Raw genomic sequence first — 17,718 nt, 5'->3', positions numbered from 1 at the left:
TCAAATCATCCCCCTGTATTTGAGAATTGCCTTGGTCAGTTGAGCGTAGCGTTCCAAAGCTTTCTGTTTGTAGTCGTCCGGTTTCTGCTGGAACTCCGGACTTTCAATGTATTCGGCCCCCTTCCGGATACGGGCCAGGATTTCTTCGTATTCTTTGTCATTGCGGATTTCCACAGGTCGTCACTCCTTTATCGAATCGTTTGTCACCGATTGTCACCGGTTGTCACAGGGGGTGTGACATCGTTTTTCCGCGTCGTTATGCGGTTTTTGGCCGATTGTCACGTTGTCACAGCCTATAAACACAGGAATGAGAAAATAGATAGATAGAGAAAATAAGTTGGAACGCATATTTATCTATATAGGTGTGACATACGTGACAATCGCTCTGAATCCCAGTAATGACGCGGGTTTCAGTGATTTTTTGGGGTGTGACAATCGCGTGACATTCGTTGACAACCGGTGACAATCGCTAGATGAAGAGTTTGAACACAGCTGTTCTCCGTCCACCGTTTGGCGGAGTCGTATACTCGATTCGCCCATAACCGTGGTCTTTCAACTCTTCAAACAGCGCCTCAACCTCAGATGCTTTCTTACATCCTCCAACCCGCTTCCGCTGGGCGTCTCGTTTTGTTACTTGTCCACCATGCCGGCGGATCCACTCGACAACCTCTTCAATTCGTTTGTCAACGTGTGACTTGCCCAGTTGCTGATAGGCTTTTCGGATGTGCGACTTGAAGTATTTAATGAACTGAACCGCACGGTTCAGGCTAATTTCGTCCACTTCGCCGTCCTCTGCTTCACCGCACACTACCCGGACCATGTGGAGGATCAAGGCAATCCGGGCCAGCTGGTTCGGCATCTTGGCCCACGGCCCGCGAAGCCGGCGGGAAAAATCCGGGTCTTTCATCTCCCGGATATGGATCGAATACCATTCCGCCCACCACTGTTTTGCTGCGTTCGTCAGCTGCAGAATCTTCGGTTTTAACTCACCGTTGACCATTTCCGGTTTCAAGTTGTATAACCGGTCGAATACCTGGGCATAGTCCTCCTTGGCCTTGGGCGAGATTCCCGTCCAGGTCCACTCTGCCGGGTCCTGAGCATCCGGGTAACCCAGCAAAACCCGATGGATGAATCCATCCTCGTTTCCGTTTTCGTCTTCCAACTCCGGGAGAATATCCGGCGGGATATTTCCCGTCACCGCGACAAATGGTTTCGGGATGAACAGCGGTTCCCCGCCGTCCCGTACCCGGTTCACTTTGATGTCAGAGCCGGACCACAAGGAAAGATAATGCTCCCGGTCGTCTCCTTTTCCGCCCTTATATTGGTTCATGGACCGGATCCAGCCGGATAGTTCATCCACTTTGAGAATAAGGCCGCGATTGTTGTTTTTGAGCGCCCGGAGAAGCGCCTCCAGTGTCGCCTGGGTGACGTACACTTCCTCCATCTGCGGTTGCTCCGGTTCTTCCGGCGGTTTCTCGTCCTTTTTCTTCTGCTTCTTCCATTCCGCCATCTCTGCATGATATCGACGCATGGCCATTTCGTACTCTTCCATCAGATTGGCATAGGTCCGGGCATGTTCTTTTTGAATTTGTAAGATCGGTTCAAATGCGGCTTCCAATGCGGGGCTTTTCCCCGTTCCGGTGTCCGCCACCAGGGCAGTATACAAGTTGGGCTGTTGCCTGTACCCTGGTTTCAGTTCGATCACACGGGTATTGCCAATCGCTCCGCCCAAGAGAGTTAGAGCATGGATCCCAGGATAATCCGGCGGGAGTCCCATGGATTGGGAGACTTCCGTCAGGAACTGCCGGACTGGATCCGGAAATAGATCTACCGGGAAGGGTTCCACTTTGGGCTTTTCAGGCAAGGGAATGGGTTCCACCTCAATTTCGGTCGGTTGTTCCTGCCCCTTTGGCTCTTGTTTGGTTTTTTGTTCCTCTGCCCACTTCCGGGCCTTGCCAATGGTCAACTGATAGTACAGCGGATGTTTTAAATCGTCTCCGGAGGCCATCCGATGCTCCAGAAGGAAATCGGCGATTTCTTGATCCGTCCACCCGTTGATGGCACAAATATTGGCCATCGCCAGATCCCTTTCCGACGGACTGGGAAAGGCCCGATTTTCTTCGATGATGTCTTTAAATTTCGGGGAGGAATGAATCAGCTGCTCCAGTTTTTTGAGATCAAGCGGCTTCCCTGGTTTCAGTTCGATATTGATTCCATCCAATTTGATTCCGTCCAAATCCGCCTTTTCCCGGGTGCGGATTACTTCCCGGATTTTTTCAATCAGCCATCCCGGGGGATCGGCCAAAGGAATATCTTCAGGGGATCGGCCTGGTGCCCAGCGGTAACGCCGCCCACTCTTGTGGAGACTCCCGGGGGCGACGGATTGGCCGCCGTCACCCCGGATATCGATGTTCATCCCAATTTTTTTGACGCTGTTCGGGATGCTCATCCCTTCGGGAATTTTGTACCAAAGTTGCATCCCGCCTCCCCCGGTCTGCACCTGCCACGTGGCGGGGAGGATGCCATGTTCGGCAATCCATTCCTGAAGTGTTTGCATCCCTTCCTGGCCATCTATGTCCAAGGCGAACATCCCGTTTACTTTCCCCATCGGAACGCCGACATTGGCATGTGGGTTCTTCGCCCACAGTTGCCGAATGATTTTCGGATTGTCCGTGCTTTTCTTCACCCAATCACTGGCTATAGGGTGTTTTCCTATGCTTTTTTGACACTCGGGTCTGCCGCACGAGCAACCCTGATCGGTCGGCCAGTGTAAATGAATAACTTTGATTCCGTGGGAAGCCAGCCGCAATGCTTCTGCCAGTGGTGTTGTCTCGGATATGTTTACGGCCATCTATTTTCACCTCCCCGTGGGGCCTCAACTCCACTGCCGGATATTCAGATCCTTTCTCACAAACCCGATGGTAATCAGGTCCGACGCTTTTCCACGACTTAGAGGGTAGGGGATTTCACCGAGCCACGGTTTCAGCCACCGCAAAACGCGCTCTTGATTGGGTGTAGCGGGATGCCTTCTCCAAAAGGCATCATGTTTTACCAGGCCGATTTCTGCGCTCCGGCGCAGATAATCCTCAGCAACCCCCTGAGCCAACTCCAGCCAGACCGGAGCTTGCGTCAGGTATTCATCTGGCTCGTCCCGCTTGGATACTTTCGCATGATATCCGCCTTCTACGGGGAAAATCACAACCGTCCCCGCGCTTCCGGCGGAAAGGGCATAAACATCTGGGGCTACTTTCAGCCATTTGATCATTTCCTTGAACTCTTGCAGCTCGTTTTTCTCTACGTCCAAAAGAGACCGGAGGCGGTCCACTTCCGTGTTGCGTTTTTCTTCTTCTTCGGCCAGCGCCTCCGTGATCGTCTTGCCGGATGGTACATCCTGCAGCCCGAATAAGGTCGGGGCCGTAACCAGCTTGTGCCGTTTGGAAATGCCGGTCACGTCGAGAATCAGACAGTGGTCTTTCCCGGGGGCCTTCCGGGTCCCGCGGCCAATCATCTGAATGTACAGTGACCGAGATTTGGTCGGCCGGGCCACCACCACGCACTCCACGGTTGGTTCGTCAAAGCCTTCCGTCAGAACCATGCAGTTGACGACCACCTGAGTCTCGCCGGTCTTGAGTCGCTTCAGGATCGCCCGCCGTTCGTCTGTCGGGAGATCACCGGAAATCCACTCCGCGGCCACGCCTTCCACCTGCAGGGCGGCAGCCGTCCGCTTTGCCTGATCGACGCTGACAGTGAAGACGATTGCCTTTTTGCCTGCGGCGTGCTCGACGTAGGCTTCCGCCACGGCTTGGGCCACGTTGGCCCGGAGAAGGGCTTCGTCGAGTTCGGTCTGGTTGAAGTCTCCCGCCACTGTGTGGATCTGGTCGAGGTCGATATTCAGGGGAACCCGCTCTACTTTCAGGTCCACCAGATAGCCGTCCCGGATCGCCTGGAGCAGCTGATACTGGTAGACGATCTCTTGGAATACGCTGTCCAATCCTACACGGTCTGCTCGTTCTACTGTTGCCGTCAGTCCGACCACCGGCGGGCCGTCCGGCCGGAAAGCGCCTACGGCCTCCAGCGTCTTTTTGTAGGTGTGGGCGGCGGCGTGGTGACATTCATCCACCACCACCAAATCCTCCGGTCCGAAGGTCGGCAGCTGATCCAACCGGCGGTGCAAGGTTTGGATGCTGGCGAAAACACATTGGGCGTCCATCTCGTTGTATTTGGCCTTGACAATTCCTGTGCTGGCCTCCGGCCAAACAGCTTGCATAGTTTTTATCGGCTGGGTGATCAATTCGTCTCGGTGGGCGATCCATAACATCCGGCCGTTCCGCTTCCGGCCATAGTCCAGACCGGTGATTGTCTTACCGCATCCGGTCGGGAGGTTTACAACACCGCGGCGTCCGCCGTCGGCGTAGAAATCATCCAAGGCTTTGTGGGCTTCCAATTGATAAGGGCGCATTTGGAGGGTTTTCTTTGTCTCTGTGAGGGTCAATGTAACCACCTCCTGATGTTTGGGGAGGGGGGCCGTCAGACCCCCCGGAGATTTTAGAATGGAAGGTCGTCATCCGTAATGTTCAAAGGTTGGGTGTCACTGTATCCTGTGAAAGAACCTTTCTCGGAACCTGTCTTTTCAATCTGTTTGTTGATGTACACGTTCCGGTATTGGTTCCCGTTGTTTACTCTTTTGGTTTTGATGTTGATCTTGAGTCGCCGATCGAGAAGGAGCGGGAGGTGTTCCTCCAGTTGAGTGATATCCTCCAGGTCCAGACCAGCCCGGAACAGATCTTTTTTCAGCCACTGGATGTTGTCCACATGGTCCAGCATGTTGTACTTCCACTCGTGGCGTCCGGCAAAATTGCCTTCTTCGACGACAAATTCCCATTCCAACATCGGACGGCCGGATTTGCTTTCTTTCAGTTCCACCCGTTCCACCCGGACGATATAATCGCCGTCCGGAAGTTCATCGAAGGTATCCTCCGTGTCCGCTTCTTTGTAGGCTTCTTGAAATTGCTTGAGATAGTTTTTCCAGTCCATCAGAATCACTCCTTATTGGGATTGATGGTTTCGGTTTGATGTTTGCCGTAGAACGCATTTTTGAAGGCTTCAAAATCGAGAGGAACAACCGGAGGCAGCCGTTTGGTTCTATCGCCTGCCTCCCAGTTCTCACTAGGTTTCGTCCGAATGATCCGCACTTCTCCATCATCGGTGACGATGGTTTCGGCATAGAGGATCATATCTACCCATCCGAGAATGATCTCTCTGCCGGTTTTAGGAATGGTCGGCACTGCTTTGGTGATCGTCGATGTCCGGGTTTTGACTTCGATCAGGTCCACATGACTCGTCATAACCAATCCGTAAGGGAGTAGCGCCAATTTCCGAAGAACCCTGAAAAACTCGTCTCTGACCATCGCCCAGCCTTTTCCATATACAAGATCGGATTCGTGCATAATCCCGAGTTTGTTCCTTACGTATTCCGAACAGGCTTTCCACAGGTTGTCCACCGTGTCGATGACGATGGTTTTGAAAGGATGGCCTCCTTGTTGTATCTCCGCGCAAACGTTCAAGAAAGTTTTCCAATCCGGTATTTTCACCTCGTAGACCTCCAGGGCTTCCAGCCCCGGTTCCGTAGCCAGGAAAAGCGGATTGTCCATTTGGGAACAAAAGGTGCTTTTCCCGATCTTCCAAGTGCCATATAATAGGATTGAGTAGTCTTCCAAACGCTGTTTGGGCTTCCGCTTTTCAGTAGGAAGGAGCGCCAATGTAACCACCTCCTGAGATTGGGTGGCCGGGGGATTCACTTCCCCCGGCTTTTTGTTGGTTCAGATTTCGATCCGCTCCAGCTCCCGGGCGTAAACAACCCCCAGACAATCGGTTCCGTACTTGGTTTCAGCGGGATCCTCGCCCGGGTGGACCCAAGTCACCGTGAATTTTTCCGGCTTTTGCCCTGGAAGATGGACCACATCGCCACGCTTCAGATTGGTCAGCGGACGGCGGACGTAACCGTTGAAATCGTAGCGGGCTTTAATCATCGACCTCGACCTCCTCATTCAGGACATTCAGGACAAGAGATCCATCCCACTCGACTTTGAAATATCGGGTGAATCCATCGAAGCCGATCAGCATGATCCGGCAAAGGACTTTTTCTCCCCAGCGGAACGAGGAGACGAAATTCAGCACGCTTTCCGATGCGTCGAACACAACCATTCTCTTGAACCACTTTTCAAGGTCGTCATCGTACTGCTCATAGCAGACGATCCATTTTTCCGTTGTTTCCATGCTTCAGTCCCCCTTTGGGTTGGCTGCGAGCGCACAAAGCGGATAAACTCTTCACGGGTCATTCCCTCGCAATTGATAACACCGCTCATTCTGATCGCTTCTTTGTTGGGCCGGGCCACCGGAGTGGCCCGGTTTCGGTTCACTTGCGTATTCTTCTGCCAACCGCCTCAATTCTTTTCTGATATACTTTGGTGGCCCATAGTATCGGGGATCTCCCGGCCAATCAAAGTCCTGTTTCTCGGGGTTCCACGTCCCACAACTACAGACCATCTCATAAGTATCCAGGGCCTCTGCTTTTAGCTCATCGTCGCGATTCACATAAATTGTGAGCCGCCACTGGCCACGATTGTTTTTGCCGCGTTTGTTAACCTTGGTTTCTTTCAGCACGATGGCTTTCATTTCGCTCCCCTCTTTGTTGTGGCCGGGCCACCGGAGCGGCCCGGGTTTCATCGTTTACTCCACCTCGATTTTGAACTCGGTTTCCGGCATTACCATCACGCCTTCTACTCGTTCGCCGTCTTCGGTGTAAACCCGATCCCCTTGGATCTTGGCTACTTTTTTCAGCTGCTGCTTGTTCGGCTCTTCCTTAATCCGGACCAGATCCGGTCGGTGTTGCTTGAGCCACCGGAGGAGATCGTCCTCCCGATAATGCCATTTGTTCCGCGTCACGGATTTCAGGGTTCCGACCGGTCGTTTGATCGTCTTGGCTTTGGGGTTTTGCCGGAGTTGTTCGCGGTGATACTCCTGCAGAAGGGCCTCCATCCGGTTCATCGTGTCCAAATAAGGCTTACTGACTTCTGCCAGCCATTCATTGGCCCGGACGATCATGTCGTCTCGCTGGCGGGTGTATTCATCGACAATCCGCTTGGCTTGGGCGTATTTCCGAAGCGCCCAGTCGGCTTTCTCCGGGCTGTCGATCTTAAACTGTTCATCTTCCGAGTCTTTTGGATCGGGGAACAGGAAGTCTTCCAGTCGGATGGCCATCATTCATTCCTCCTCAGTGTTTTAAATTGAGAATCTGATAGGCCCTCATGGCTCGGTATTCCAGCGACTTTTCCTTATCGCCCAGCAATTCTGCCGCATCAGCCTGCATTTCCAACCAAGCGATTTTATCGGCAAGTTTGGCGTTGGCTTTCAGGCATTCACAGAGATTCCGCCAGTCTCCCGGCCCCATCAGGTGAACATTCAGTTCCAATCCCTTGCCGCCTTCCTTGCCGAACTTGCGCCAGATTTCTGCCAGTCGAGTCTGAAAGGGGTGCAGCTTCACCCCGATCGCCTCCCTCTGGTGTTTCGGTTTCTCCCCACTCGGACCAGAGGTTGTTGTGGTATACTTGGAGCAACGAATCCTTTTTTTTCAGTGGCCCACCAATCTGAGGTGCGGCCTTTTTTGTTTGATCGGGTCGTGATAGCCAATCCGGTATAGCGCTGCCAGAGTGGGCAACATCGGACCGATGATTGTCGCACCGCTTTTTAAGACCACCCGGACCATCGGGCCGTCTTCCACAAAGCCGGTTACCAACTCCACTTCGGGGATCGGAGGACGGTAAACGTTCCAACCGATCCTTTCCAGGACATCCGTCATCGACAAAGGAATCACTTCCTTTCACATTGCTGATCCAGCCAGCGCTCCAGTTGTCGGCGTGGGATCAACTTCCGGTGATCGATAGTAATCACCGGAAAATCGGGGCGGTGAAGGAGATCGTACATCTTGGATCTCGATACCCCCAGGACCTTCGCAGCCTGGCCCACACTGTAGGTCAAAGGCTGTGGGTTTCCATCGATCCCTTGTGCCAGTCGGATCACCTTCTCGTTTAGATCGGCAACCGCCTTGAGAAGTTGGAGAACAGCATCCGATTGCGGGTCTTCATGTTGATTGGGCAATGGTGTGATAGCGGACATCAGGACCACTCTCCTCTGATCAGTTCCATTTCCTCTTGACTGCGTCGGATACGGAAAAATCCAGCCCATATTCATTCCGCATCCACATGAGGTTGACGGTATCTTCCAAGATGGCTTGTCGATCTCTCAGCATCTCCGGTGTCATTTCACCTTTTTTGATCATCTTCGGGAAACCGAACTTCGTGGACACGACCTTGTTCGCGATGGTGTTGGCCTTGATGTAGTCCACTCGATCTACGGACTTCATCCTGGCCACCTGGGCCATCATTTCCTTTTGGTGTTCCTTGTCCAGCATCCGGAACACCTGAAAGCCTTCCAGGCCGGTTTGCTGGCGGAGTTCTTTGATGATTTTGTAGACCCAGATTTCGAACTCTTCGGCTTCAGGGCGATCAGAACGCATGATGACTTTGTAGATCCCGGTTTCGGAGATGATCGTAACGTTTGGGTTTCCGCGACGATTACTGTCCGTTAAGCGGACTGTATTCTTTTGGTAGTCCTTTAACATTCGAACCATGTGGGGTACGTGGTTATACCCCAACGCCTTCGCCACATCCTTCGCAACCGCCCACCACTCGCCGTCATGCCAAACAAACCGGATCTCGTGGCCGTTCCACTTTTCGGTCTTGACGTTCATTTGTTGCCTCTCCTCTCGCAGGAATCTGTTTTCCGCCAGGGGTGTCCACATTCCGGACACCCTTCTCATCCGGATTGAGGGTTCCGCGTTATCTAATTGTCAAAGTTCGTGCGAAGCCAGCCGGATGACGGGAAGCCGCCATTACGCTTTACCGCCGCGTCCCCAGCCGACCGGCGCTCACGCGCCCAGGGGTAACACAACAACAGGTTCGCGTTTTCAGCTTTAATCGGGTATATCGGATTCGGTCCTGGTGTTTTCAGAGCCAAGAGTTACTTTGAACTCCACATCAATCCCGAGTGCTTCACAGGTTTTATTGATTGCCGTTTCGTTCCATCGGCGCCTCCCGGCTAGTAGATCGCGGATATATTGGCTGCAGTATCCGGTTTCGCGTGCCAGGTGGCTTGGTTTCATCCCCATTTGCTTCATCCGTTCCTTGACGACAGGACCGAATTGGAACTTCATCTTTTCCTCCCCCCTCATCCGCGATTTGCTGTACTGATGCAACTCTTGGCTTTAATGATATCCGCTATTTGCTTTATTCACAACCTCTATTTAAAGCTATATGCGTTATTTAGCGACCAAAATCCTTCGTTTCCCGTCCTCAATCTCGCTTTTGCTTCAATTAGCTTTATTTTTGAACAAAAATAAAGCTATGTGCTTGTTGCACATAGCTTTATTTCGTGATACGCTTCAAGCGGATAGCTTTTTTGGAGGAAAGAAGAAAGGAGGGGGGGACAACGTGAACCGAATCAAAGAATTAAGACTCGAAAGGAGACTCAGCGGGCCAAAACTCGCCGACATGTTGGGGATCTCAACTCAATATCTCTACGATCTTGAAAGGGGAGAACGCCGTTTAAATGATGAATTGATTCGCAAATTGGTAGAGATTTTTGGGGTTTCCGCTGACGAGATCTTAGGGCTTGACAAGTCAACAACCCAAGATGATCAACCCGATAATGAGGTATTGACCGAAGAAGAAAAACAATTTTTGGCGGCGGCTTCCTATCTTTTCCGCAACGGGAAAAAATTGACCAAAGAAGAGCAACGGATCCTCCTTCAATTGAGGAAGAAAAAATAACATAAGAGATGGGAGGGTTGTGGAGAGTAATGGCAAGAGAATCTTCCTATTTGTCTTTGGTGCCTGATTTTGCGACTGCCGTAAAAAGAGCCCATCGACTATTGAAGGAAGAAGAAATCAAACGCTTACCTGTGGACCCTTTTCAAATCGCTCGGAACAGGGGTTGGGGACCGATCCCTTATTACTACAATGAATCCCCAGATAGTAGCTTGAAGTATGGCTTCATTATGCCCAATGAAGACGGAGACTACAAAATATATTTCAATGAATATGCGAAGAACGAAGAACAAAAGCGGTGGACAATAGCACACGAGATTGGTCACATGGTTCTCCACATAGGGAAGTATGACTTCAGTCAAATCCACAAAGATGAAAAACTCTACGGAAAATTGGAGGTTGAAGCGCATTACTTCGCAGCGGAATTGTTGGCCCCAATGGCTCTTTTGAAAATCATGGGAGTCACCAGGACCCATGAGATTGCTTCAGTCTGTGAAATAAACCTTGATGCAGCTGCCAAAAGAGAAGAACAGATAAGGAAGTGCAGCCATTTTCCGGTTTTCAAGCGGGCACGGTGGTGGATGCGTCTTCAATTCGACGAATATCTCCAACCGCTTGGATTCAGGAAAGAAAATCTTATGAGGGAGATTCTTGATCCTTGGCAAAGTGGATAGAAAGGAGGGACAAGCTTTGAAAGGACACATCCGCAAACGGGGTTCAAAATGGTGTTTCGTCCTGGATATTGGTCGGGATCCGGAGACGGGCAAACGACGACAGAAGTGGTTCAGTGGGTTTGCAACCAAAAAGGAAGCCCAACGGGCTATGGTGGAAAAGATCGCAGAACTTAACCGAGGAGAATACATCGAACCGACAAAAATAACCGTCAAAGAGTTTCTCGAAATGTGGTTGGAAGATGAAGTCAAGCCGAATCGTAAGATCACTACTTACGATATATACCATAGCGTAATTACTAATCACCTCATTCCGGGAATAGGGAACATACCTCTAAATCAACTCGGGCCTATTCACATCAATCGACTGTTAAAATCGTTGCTGGATAGGGGCATTTCTTCTACATCCGCTAAATACAGTGTCCGGACGTTAAAAGTGGCATTAAATTGGGCTGTCAAAATGCAATTGATCCCTAAAAACCCTGCTGCAAACATCCGGGTTTCTACTGGCCCATCCGGAGCCGGGATGAAGGTATGGACGGATGAAGAAGTGAATCAATTTCTGCAAGTAGCCAAGGAAAGCAAATACTATCCCGCTTTTTACCTGGCGATTACTACAGGTATGAGAATAGGGGAATTGTTGGGCTTAAAATGGGCGGATATCGATTTTGATCGAGGAACAATCAGTATCCGACGGACCTTACAACGAACCAGCGCAGGATTAAAACTGATCGAACAAACAAAAACCGCCAAGAGCCGGCGGCTCATCAGTATTTCCCCATCCACAGTGGAGGTTCTAAAAAAACACCGGGTTCAACAAAAGAAGGAAATGATCCAATACAATTATCGTGATGTCTATGATCTTGTGTTTACCACTCGAACCGGAAAGCCGGTTGAACCCCGAAACCTTCGGGAGTATTTTTCTTTCTTAATCAAAAAAGCAGGGCTTCCACCGATCCGGTTCCATGATCTGAGACATACCCACGCAACGCTTTTGTTGCAACAGGGAGTCCATCCAAAGATTGTTTCGGAACGGTTGGGTCACTCGTCGATCAGTATGACCCTTGATATCTATTCCCACGTGATTCCCTCCATGCAGAAGGAAGCAGCGGAAATGTTTGACCAGATCATAGCGGTGGAAGCCCGAGATAAGAAGAATTGTTAGCAAAATGTTTGCAAACGGAACAGGATAGAACTTGATGTGGGAAGAAACGCTTGATATCGAAGCGTTTTTATAAAATGTGTTTTTTATCGTCCTTTACCAGCACGGTTCCGGCGGGAACCGTCTCGATCATTTCCTTCACCAGCACGTTGTCTTCAAAAACGCGGACGGTGGCAATCGGACCGGAAAACCGCTTCCTTCCTCCGAAAGAAGTGAAGATGTCCTCGCATACAGCAGCTTGCGACGCAAACTGATCGCACAAATCGGTGGTTTTGAACTCCATGGCCGCCTCCTCTCATCCGTGCTTTACCGCTGACGGATCAACTTTCCTTACACACCCGGGCGCGCTCTTCCAGCTTGGACACGAGATCCTGGGCCGCCCGCCAGATGTCCCCGGCGCCCATGGTCATGACCAAATCTCCCGGGCGGATCCGCTCCAGCAGGGTGGCCACCACGTCCTCCCTGGTGGGACGATACAGCGTGTTGGGATTGCTGTTTTGCCGGACGAGCTTCGCAAGCCGCTCCGACGTCACACCCGGGATCGGCTTCTCGCCGGGAGGGGAGTAAATGTCGGTGATGATCACTTCGTCCGCCTGATCGAAGGCCCGGCTGAACTCCTCCATCAAAAAGTAAGTCCTGGAAAAGCGCTGCGGCTGAAAAACGGCGACAATGCGCTTCCCCATCGCCTTGGCGCCGGTGAGGGTAGCACGAATTTCCGTCGGATGGTGGGCATAATCGTCCACCACGGTGATCCCGTCCACCTCACCGATCAGCTGAAAGCGGCGTTTGGCTCCTTGGAACTGACCGAGGGCCGCGGCAGCCTCCTCAAAGGAGAGGCCGACCTCCAGACAGACGATCAGGGCGGCCAGGGCGTTGCTCGCGTTGTGGCGGCCGGGAACCTGCAGCGTCACTTCCCCCAACTCTTCATCCCCGCGCACCACCCGGAAGCTTACCTGCCTGCCGTGGCGCCGAATATCGACGGCATTGTAGTCGGCGGGCTGGTCAATGCCGTAGGTGATCAAGCGGTTGCGGTGTTCACGGGCGATTTCCCGCAAATGGGGATCATCCAGGCACAGAACGGTGAGGCCATCCGGTTTCACCTGGCTCAAAAACTGGCGATAAGCCTTTTTCAAGTTTCTGAAATCTCCATCGTAATTTTCCAAATGATCCTGTTCCACATTGGTGACCACGGCGATCGCGGGATAATATTCCAAAAACGTCCCGTCACTCTCATCGGCTTCCGCAACCACGTAGGAGCTGTTTCCCGCTTTGGCGTTGCCGTCCAGACCGAGAATCTCACCGCCGATCACGTAGGTGGGATCTTTCCCGCACAGCTCCAGGGTTTGCGCGATCATCGAAGAGGTGGTGGTCTTACCGTGAGCTCCGGCAACGGCGATTCCAAACCGGTCGTTCAGCAGCCGGGCCAGCATCTTAGAGCGATGGAGGACGGGAATTCCCCTCCGCTGCGCCTCGACCCTTTCCACGTTCTCCTCCGGAATGCTGGAGGAGTATACGACCAAATCGGCCCCCTCCACATGGGAGGCATCGTGGCCGATATGGACGATCGCCCCCCGCTCCAGCAACCGCTTAATCAACTTGTTCTCCGCAACATCCGAACCGGTGACCCGGATGCCCATATCGAGGAGGACGCGGGCGATGGCGCTCATCCCGTATCCGCCGATCCCGATAAAGTGCGCGTGCCTGATCCCGTTCACTCGCCTCACCAACCTTGTTCCTTATTTGTCATCAGCATGTTTCGAACTTCCGAAACCAGAAACAGCGACCCGGTGACGAGAATCATGTCCCCGTTCCCCGCTTCCTCTCTCAGACAGCGAAGCCCCTCCGCCGCCGTCGGCGCCTTCTGCAACCTGATCTCCGGCGCCGCCCGCCGGACCGCTTCCGCCAGCTGCTCCACCGGCAGCGCCCGGGAGATGTCCGCCCGGGTCACCACCACGGAATCGGCCAGGGGAAGCAGGGGTTTTATGATCTCGTCCACCTCTTTGTCCGCTGAAACGGCCAGCATGAGATGAAGGCGGTCATATGTATGCGAGCGGCGAATCGCCCGAACCGATTCGGCCAATGCCCGTGCCGCCTCCCGATTATGCGCCCCGTCCAGCCAGATGTCCGGCTCATCGGCCGCCTTTTCCAATCGTCCGGGCCAAACCGTGGCGGAAAGTCCCGCCCGTATGTCTTCATCCTCCAGCACGGTGGCGTAAAATTGACGCAGCAGCTCCAGGGTCATCAGGGCGACCGCCGCGTTTTTCACCTGGTGCTCTCCCGCGAGGGGAAGCTGCAGATCGGACAGGGTCCGGTACACGTTTCCAAACCGGAAGCGCTGTCCACCGGGCCCCGATTCCAGGGTTTCCGCCTGAAAATCGCGATGCAGGAGATAAAGATCGCTCTTGTTTTCCTTCGCCCGCTCCTCAATCACCCGGATGGCGTCCGGATTTTCCGTCCCGCTCACCACCGGCACGCCCGGTTTGATGATTCCTGCCTTTTCGGCGGCGATTTCACCCAGCGTGCTCCCCAATAAATGTATATGATCCAGGCCGATGTTGGTGATGACGGAAACGAGGGGAAACACCACGTTGGTGGAATCAAAGCGGCCTCCCAACCCCGCTTCCCACACCACAAACCAGGGCACCGCCTCCCGGGCGAAATAGCAGAGGGCCAAAAGCGTCCAAAATTCGAAGGGGGTGGGTTTCCCCACTTCCCGGTCCATCTCCTCCACCAGCGGACGCAGGTGTTCCGCCCAGCGGACGAAAGAGGAGTCCGGGATGGGACGTCCGTCCACGGAAATCCGCTCATTCCATTCCGTCACATAGGGAGAGATAAACATCCCCGTCGAATACCCGGCTTTCCTCAGAACCTGCGCGATCATCGCCGCGGTGGATCCCTTTCCGTTAGTCCCCGCGATATGGATAAACTTCAGGCGCCTTTCGGGATGCCCCAGCCGCTCGAGAGCCCAGTTCATCCGTTCCAGCCCCGGCTGAATGCCCGAGGCGCATCCCTCTTCCATCCACCTGAACACGTCCTCTTTGGTGACAAACCGCTGTTGAGTCATCTTGCCCTCGATCCCTTTCCTCAAGACTCCAAACTGCGTTTACCTTTTCATGATAACGGGGATCTTTCGGCCGATCAAGAAAAGAGGGGTGACGTTTTTAGGAAAAAAGGGCAGGGAGGTCCCGCTCCCTACCCTTTCAATTCCCGCAGGCGGGCCAGCACCTTCTCCCTTCTCTCCCGGTATTCCTCCCCTTTCCGTCTTTCCCCTTCGACGATGTGGGCCGGAGCCTTCTGGACGAACCCGGGATTGGAGAGCTTCTTCTCCACCCGCTCCACTTCGTAATCGAGCTTTTTCAGCTCCTTCTCCAGGCGGGCGATTGTCTCCTCGATGTCGATCATCCCCTCCAGGGGGAGAAACACTTCGGCACCGGACACCACCGCCGTCATCGCCTTGTCGGGACGGGTGACGTCGGGGCCCGCCGTCACCTTTTCCGCACCGCACAAGCGGCGAATGGCCGACTCGTTGTCCCGGATCGCGGCATAGGCCTCCGGTTCGGTGCGGATCAGGAGGGTGACCTGCTTTTTGGGCGGAACCTCCATTTCTGAACGAATGTTGCGCACGGACCGGATCACGTCGATCAGGATCTGCATTTCCTTGACCGCATCCGGAGCCTGGAAAGCCTCGTCCGCCTCCGGCCATTCCGCCACCGTGATGCTGGGGCCGGTTCCGGGGAGCTTCTGCCAAATTTCCTCCGTGATGAAGGGCATGAAGGGATGGAGCAGACGCAGGGCGCGGTCCAGCACATGGCAGAGAACCGCCCGGGTGACGCGCTTGGCCTCCTCATCCTCCCCGTAGAGGGACAGCTTGGAGAATTCGATGTACCAGTCGCAAAACTCATCCCAGATAAAGTGGTACAGAACCCGTCCGGCTTCACCGAAGTCGTAGCGGTTCAAGTGACGGGTCACCTCGTCGATCGTTTCGTTCAACCGATGGAGGATCCAGCGGTCGGACACCGTGAGGGAACCCGTCAAGGTCAGATCCTCCTCCCGTGCCTCCGCCAAATGCATCAGCGCAAAGCGGGAGGCGTTCCAAATCTTGTTGGCGAAGTTGCGGGCCGACTCCACCCGCTCCCAGCGGAAGCGTTGATCGTTTCCGGGGGTGCACCCGGTGGACAGCATAAACCGCATCGCATCGGTCCCGTATTTTTCAATCACATCCAGCGGGTCCACGCCGTTGCCCAGGGATTTGGACATCTTGCGCCCTTCCGCATCCCGGACGATCCCGGTGATCAACACCTCTTTAAAGGGCTTCTGTCCGGTAAACTCCAGGGCGGTGAAAATCATACGGGCCACCCAGAAGTAAATGATGTCGTAGCCGGTGACGAGCACATCCGTCGGATAGTAGCGGCGCAAGTCCTCGGTATCCTCCGGCCAGCCCATGGTGGAAAAGGGCCACAGGGCAGAACTGAACCAGGTGTCCAGCACGTCGGGATCCTGCTCAAGGGATGTGCTTCCGCAGTGGGAGCACTTGTCGGGGGTCTCCCGGGAGACGGTGATTTCGCCGCAGTCTCCGCAGTGCCACGCCGGAATGCGGTGACCCCACCACAGCTGGCGGGAAATGCACCAATCCCGCACGTTCTCGATCCAGTGGAGATAGATCTTTTCAAACCGCTCGGGGACGAAGCGGACCCCTTTTCCGCTCTTGGTGTCGGCGATCGCCCGCTCCGCCAGCGGCTTCATCTTCACGAACCACTGGGTGGAGAGGATCGGTTCCACCACGGCGCCGGAACGCTCGCTGTGCCCGACCGAATGCACATGATCCTCGACCTTGACCAATACGCCCGCCTCTTTCAGGTCCTTCACGATCCGCTTGCGGCATTCAAAGCGGTCCAGCCCCTTGTAGGGACCGGCGTTTTCGTTCATCCTGCCCTCTTCGTCCAACACCAGGACCTGCGGCAGATCGTGGCGCTTACCGATCTCAAAGTCGTTGGGATCGTGGGCGGGAGTCACTTTGAGCGCGCCGCTGCCGAATTCGGGATCCACGTACTCGTCGGCCACGATCGGGATTTCCCGTCCGATAATGGGCAGAATCACCGTTTTTCCCACCAGGTGCTTGTAGCGGTCATCCTCGGGATGGACCGCCACCGCCGTATCCGCCAGCATGGTCTCCGGCCGGGTGGTGGCGATCTGGATGTGCCCGCTGCCGTCTTTCAACGGATACCGCAGGTGATACAGCTTGCCCGGCACTTCCTTGTGAATCACCTCGATATCCGACAGGGCGGTGCGGGCTTCCGGATCCCAGTTGATGATGTATTTGCCCCGGTAGATCAACCCCTTTTCATACAGGCGCACGAACACTTCCCTGACGGCCCGGGACAATCCTTCGTCCATGGTGAACCGCTCCCGGGAATAATCCACGGACACCCCCATTTTTCTCCATTGCTCGCGGATGACCCCCGCATAATGCTCCTTCCACTCCCAGACCCTCTCCAGGAATTTTTCCCGTCCCAAATCGTGGCGGGAGATTCCCTCCTCCCGCAGCCTGGCCTCCACCCGGGACTGGGTGGCGATACCGGCATGATCCATCCCCGGCAACCACAGGGCGTCGTATCCCTGCATCCGTTTCCAGCGGATCAGGATATCCTGCAAGGTGTTGTTCAAGGCATGGCCGATGTGCAGGTTCCCCGTCACGTTCGGCGGGGGAATCACGATGGTGAAGGGGGGTTTGGACGGATCTTTTCCGGCTTTGAAAAAGCCCCCCTCCAACCAGTAATCGTACCATTTTTCTTCCGTCCGTTTGGGATCGTAGGCGGAAGGAAGCTCCGTCCTTTTGTCCGCCATCGCTTACATCCTCCTTTGCTCGTTCAAAAATAAAACTCCTTCCCATCCAAAGGACGGAAGGAGCACTCCGCGGTACCACCTTTGTTCACCGGATCACAAGTCGATCCGGTGCCCTCATTTCCCTCTAACGTCGGGAACCGGTCCAGCCTACTACCCG

The 17,718-nt window shown here is 54.0% G+C and carries 20 protein-coding genes, 2 pseudogenes and 1 other annotated feature (1 of these 23 running past the window's edge); of the genes and pseudogenes, 3 read left to right on the top strand and 19 right to left on the bottom strand.

The window, feature by feature from the left end; translation table 11 throughout:
* From CLV97_RS18225 to CLV97_RS13425, 15 genes and pseudogenes are all read right to left on the bottom strand, one after another.
* On the bottom strand, positions 1-174 hold the full coding sequence (locus CLV97_RS18225; RefSeq protein WP_170070535.1) for a hypothetical protein: 174 nt from the start codon (positions 172-174) through the stop codon (positions 1-3).
* Positions 175-469: 295 nt separating this feature from the next.
* A complete protein-coding gene (locus CLV97_RS13485) occupies positions 470-2,305 on the bottom strand; it encodes a DUF3987 domain-containing protein (protein WP_245891581.1) in 1,836 nt (611 codons plus the stop codon).
* Between the two features lie 60 nt (positions 2,306-2,365).
* A pseudogene (locus tag CLV97_RS18975) lies at positions 2,366-2,851 on the bottom strand (bifunctional DNA primase/polymerase); the annotation flags it as partial.
* 24 nt (positions 2,852-2,875) lie between these two features.
* On the bottom strand, positions 2,876-4,492 hold the full coding sequence (locus CLV97_RS13480; RefSeq protein ID WP_106346050.1) for a DEAD/DEAH box helicase: 1,617 nt from the start codon (positions 4,490-4,492) through the stop codon (positions 2,876-2,878).
* A gap of 53 nt (positions 4,493-4,545) precedes the next feature.
* Complete coding sequence (locus CLV97_RS13475) at positions 4,546-5,034, bottom strand: DUF669 domain-containing protein (protein WP_146130495.1); 489 nt, start codon at positions 5,032-5,034, stop codon at positions 4,546-4,548.
* A 5-nt stretch (positions 5,035-5,039) separates the two neighbouring features.
* Entirely contained in the window at positions 5,040-5,759 is a 720-nt protein-coding gene (locus tag CLV97_RS13470) for an ATP-binding protein (protein WP_106346048.1), read from the bottom strand.
* A gap of 60 nt (positions 5,760-5,819) precedes the next feature.
* Positions 5,820-6,029, bottom strand: a complete 210-nt coding sequence (locus CLV97_RS13465) for a hypothetical protein (protein ID WP_106346047.1) — start codon at positions 6,027-6,029, stop codon at positions 5,820-5,822.
* Positions 6,022-6,276 carry a hypothetical protein gene (locus CLV97_RS13460; protein WP_106346046.1) on the bottom strand — a complete coding sequence of 85 codons (255 nt, stop codon included), beginning with the start codon at positions 6,274-6,276 and terminating at the stop codon, positions 6,022-6,024. The genes CLV97_RS13465 and CLV97_RS13460 overlap by 8 nt, the downstream gene beginning before the upstream one ends.
* A 51-nt stretch (positions 6,277-6,327) precedes the next feature.
* Entirely contained in the window at positions 6,328-6,675 is a 348-nt protein-coding gene (locus CLV97_RS13455) for a hypothetical protein (RefSeq protein ID WP_106346045.1), read from the bottom strand.
* A gap of 54 nt (positions 6,676-6,729) precedes the next feature.
* The gene (locus CLV97_RS13450) at positions 6,730-7,260 is read right to left on the bottom strand and encodes a host-nuclease inhibitor Gam family protein (RefSeq protein ID WP_170070534.1); all 531 of its coding nucleotides are present in this window, start codon (positions 7,258-7,260) and stop codon (positions 6,730-6,732) included.
* 13 nt (positions 7,261-7,273) lie between these two features.
* A complete protein-coding gene (locus tag CLV97_RS13445; protein ID WP_106346043.1) occupies positions 7,274-7,543 on the bottom strand; it encodes a DUF7667 family protein in 270 nt (89 codons plus the stop codon).
* 87 nt (positions 7,544-7,630) lie between these two features.
* Positions 7,631-7,864, bottom strand: a complete 234-nt coding sequence (locus tag CLV97_RS13440) for a hypothetical protein (protein ID WP_146130494.1) — start codon at positions 7,862-7,864, stop codon at positions 7,631-7,633.
* Between the two features lie 5 nt (positions 7,865-7,869).
* Entirely contained in the window at positions 7,870-8,175 is a 306-nt protein-coding gene (locus tag CLV97_RS13435; protein ID WP_170070533.1) for a helix-turn-helix domain-containing protein, read from the bottom strand.
* 19 nt (positions 8,176-8,194) lie between these two features.
* The gene (locus CLV97_RS13430; RefSeq protein WP_106346088.1) at positions 8,195-8,809 is read right to left on the bottom strand and encodes a BRO-N domain-containing protein; all 615 of its coding nucleotides are present in this window, start codon (positions 8,807-8,809) and stop codon (positions 8,195-8,197) included.
* A gap of 222 nt (positions 8,810-9,031) precedes the next feature.
* On the bottom strand, positions 9,032-9,271 hold the full coding sequence (locus tag CLV97_RS13425) for a helix-turn-helix domain-containing protein (protein WP_106346040.1): 240 nt from the start codon (positions 9,269-9,271) through the stop codon (positions 9,032-9,034).
* Between the two features lie 277 nt (positions 9,272-9,548).
* Here CLV97_RS13425 and CLV97_RS13420 point away from each other — a divergent pair, with 277 nt between their 5' ends.
* From CLV97_RS13420 to CLV97_RS13410, 3 genes are read left to right on the top strand one after another with little or no spacing between them, the layout of a single operon-like run.
* A complete protein-coding gene (locus tag CLV97_RS13420) occupies positions 9,549-9,887 on the top strand; it encodes a helix-turn-helix transcriptional regulator (RefSeq protein WP_170070532.1) in 339 nt (112 codons plus the stop codon).
* 29 nt (positions 9,888-9,916) lie between these two features.
* Positions 9,917-10,558 (top strand): ImmA/IrrE family metallo-endopeptidase, encoded by a 642-nt coding sequence (locus CLV97_RS13415; RefSeq protein WP_170070531.1) that lies wholly within the window; start codon positions 9,917-9,919, stop codon positions 10,556-10,558.
* A gap of 16 nt (positions 10,559-10,574) precedes the next feature.
* Complete coding sequence (locus tag CLV97_RS13410; protein WP_106346037.1) at positions 10,575-11,720, top strand: site-specific integrase; 1,146 nt, start codon at positions 10,575-10,577, stop codon at positions 11,718-11,720.
* An 82-nt stretch (positions 11,721-11,802) separates the two neighbouring features.
* Here CLV97_RS13410 and CLV97_RS13405 read toward each other — a convergent pair.
* The 4 genes and pseudogenes from CLV97_RS13405 to CLV97_RS13390 all read right to left on the bottom strand — a co-directional run.
* Positions 11,803-12,000: pseudogene (locus CLV97_RS13405) on the bottom strand (RraA family protein); the annotation flags it as partial.
* A 37-nt stretch (positions 12,001-12,037) separates the two neighbouring features.
* Positions 12,038-13,432 (bottom strand): UDP-N-acetylmuramate--L-alanine ligase, encoded by a 1,395-nt coding sequence (gene murC / locus CLV97_RS13400; RefSeq protein ID WP_106346087.1) that lies wholly within the window; start codon positions 13,430-13,432, stop codon positions 12,038-12,040.
* Between the two features lie 5 nt (positions 13,433-13,437).
* The gene (locus tag CLV97_RS13395) at positions 13,438-14,805 is read right to left on the bottom strand and encodes a bifunctional folylpolyglutamate synthase/dihydrofolate synthase (protein WP_106346035.1); all 1,368 of its coding nucleotides are present in this window, start codon (positions 14,803-14,805) and stop codon (positions 13,438-13,440) included.
* Between the two features lie 104 nt (positions 14,806-14,909).
* Positions 14,910-17,561 carry a valine--tRNA ligase gene (locus tag CLV97_RS13390; protein WP_106346034.1) on the bottom strand — a complete coding sequence of 884 codons (2,652 nt, stop codon included), beginning with the start codon at positions 17,559-17,561 and terminating at the stop codon, positions 14,910-14,912.
* Positions 17,562-17,607: 46 nt separating this feature from the next.
* Positions 17,608-17,718, bottom strand: a binding site (T-box leader); it runs 127 nt beyond the window's last position.

Source organism: Planifilum fimeticola, from assembly GCF_003001905.1.
In the GTDB taxonomy this organism is placed as follows: domain Bacteria; phylum Bacillota; class Bacilli; order Thermoactinomycetales; family DSM-44946; genus Planifilum; species Planifilum fimeticola.
Note: the sequence above shows the minus strand (reverse complement) of the source record. Positions and strands in the feature narration are given on the sequence as shown.

Coding starts and splice junctions, on each gene's coding strand:
- CLV97_RS13465 (WP_106346047.1), bottom strand. CDS start 6,029: ATGATTAAAGCCCGCTACGATTTCAACGGTTACGTCCGCCGTCCGCTG.
- CLV97_RS13450 (WP_170070534.1), bottom strand. CDS start 7,260: ATGGCCATCCGACTGGAAGACTTCCTGTTCCCCGATCCAAAAGACTCG.
- CLV97_RS13425 (WP_106346040.1), bottom strand. CDS start 9,271: ATGAAGTTCCAATTCGGTCCTGTCGTCAAGGAACGGATGAAGCAAATG.
- CLV97_RS13460 (WP_106346046.1), bottom strand. CDS start 6,276: ATGGAAACAACGGAAAAATGGATCGTCTGCTATGAGCAGTACGATGAC.
- CLV97_RS13435 (WP_170070533.1), bottom strand. CDS start 8,175: ATGTCCGCTATCACACCATTGCCCAATCAACATGAAGACCCGCAATCG.
- CLV97_RS13430 (WP_106346088.1), bottom strand. CDS start 8,809: ATGAACGTCAAGACCGAAAAGTGGAACGGCCACGAGATCCGGTTTGTT.
- CLV97_RS13415 (WP_170070531.1), top strand. CDS start 9,917: ATGGCAAGAGAATCTTCCTATTTGTCTTTGGTGCCTGATTTTGCGACT.
- CLV97_RS13475 (WP_146130495.1), bottom strand. CDS start 5,034: ATGGACTGGAAAAACTATCTCAAGCAATTTCAAGAAGCCTACAAAGAA.
- CLV97_RS13455 (WP_106346045.1), bottom strand. CDS start 6,675: ATGAAAGCCATCGTGCTGAAAGAAACCAAGGTTAACAAACGCGGCAAA.
- CLV97_RS13390 (WP_106346034.1), bottom strand. CDS start 17,561: ATGGCGGACAAAAGGACGGAGCTTCCTTCCGCCTACGATCCCAAACGG.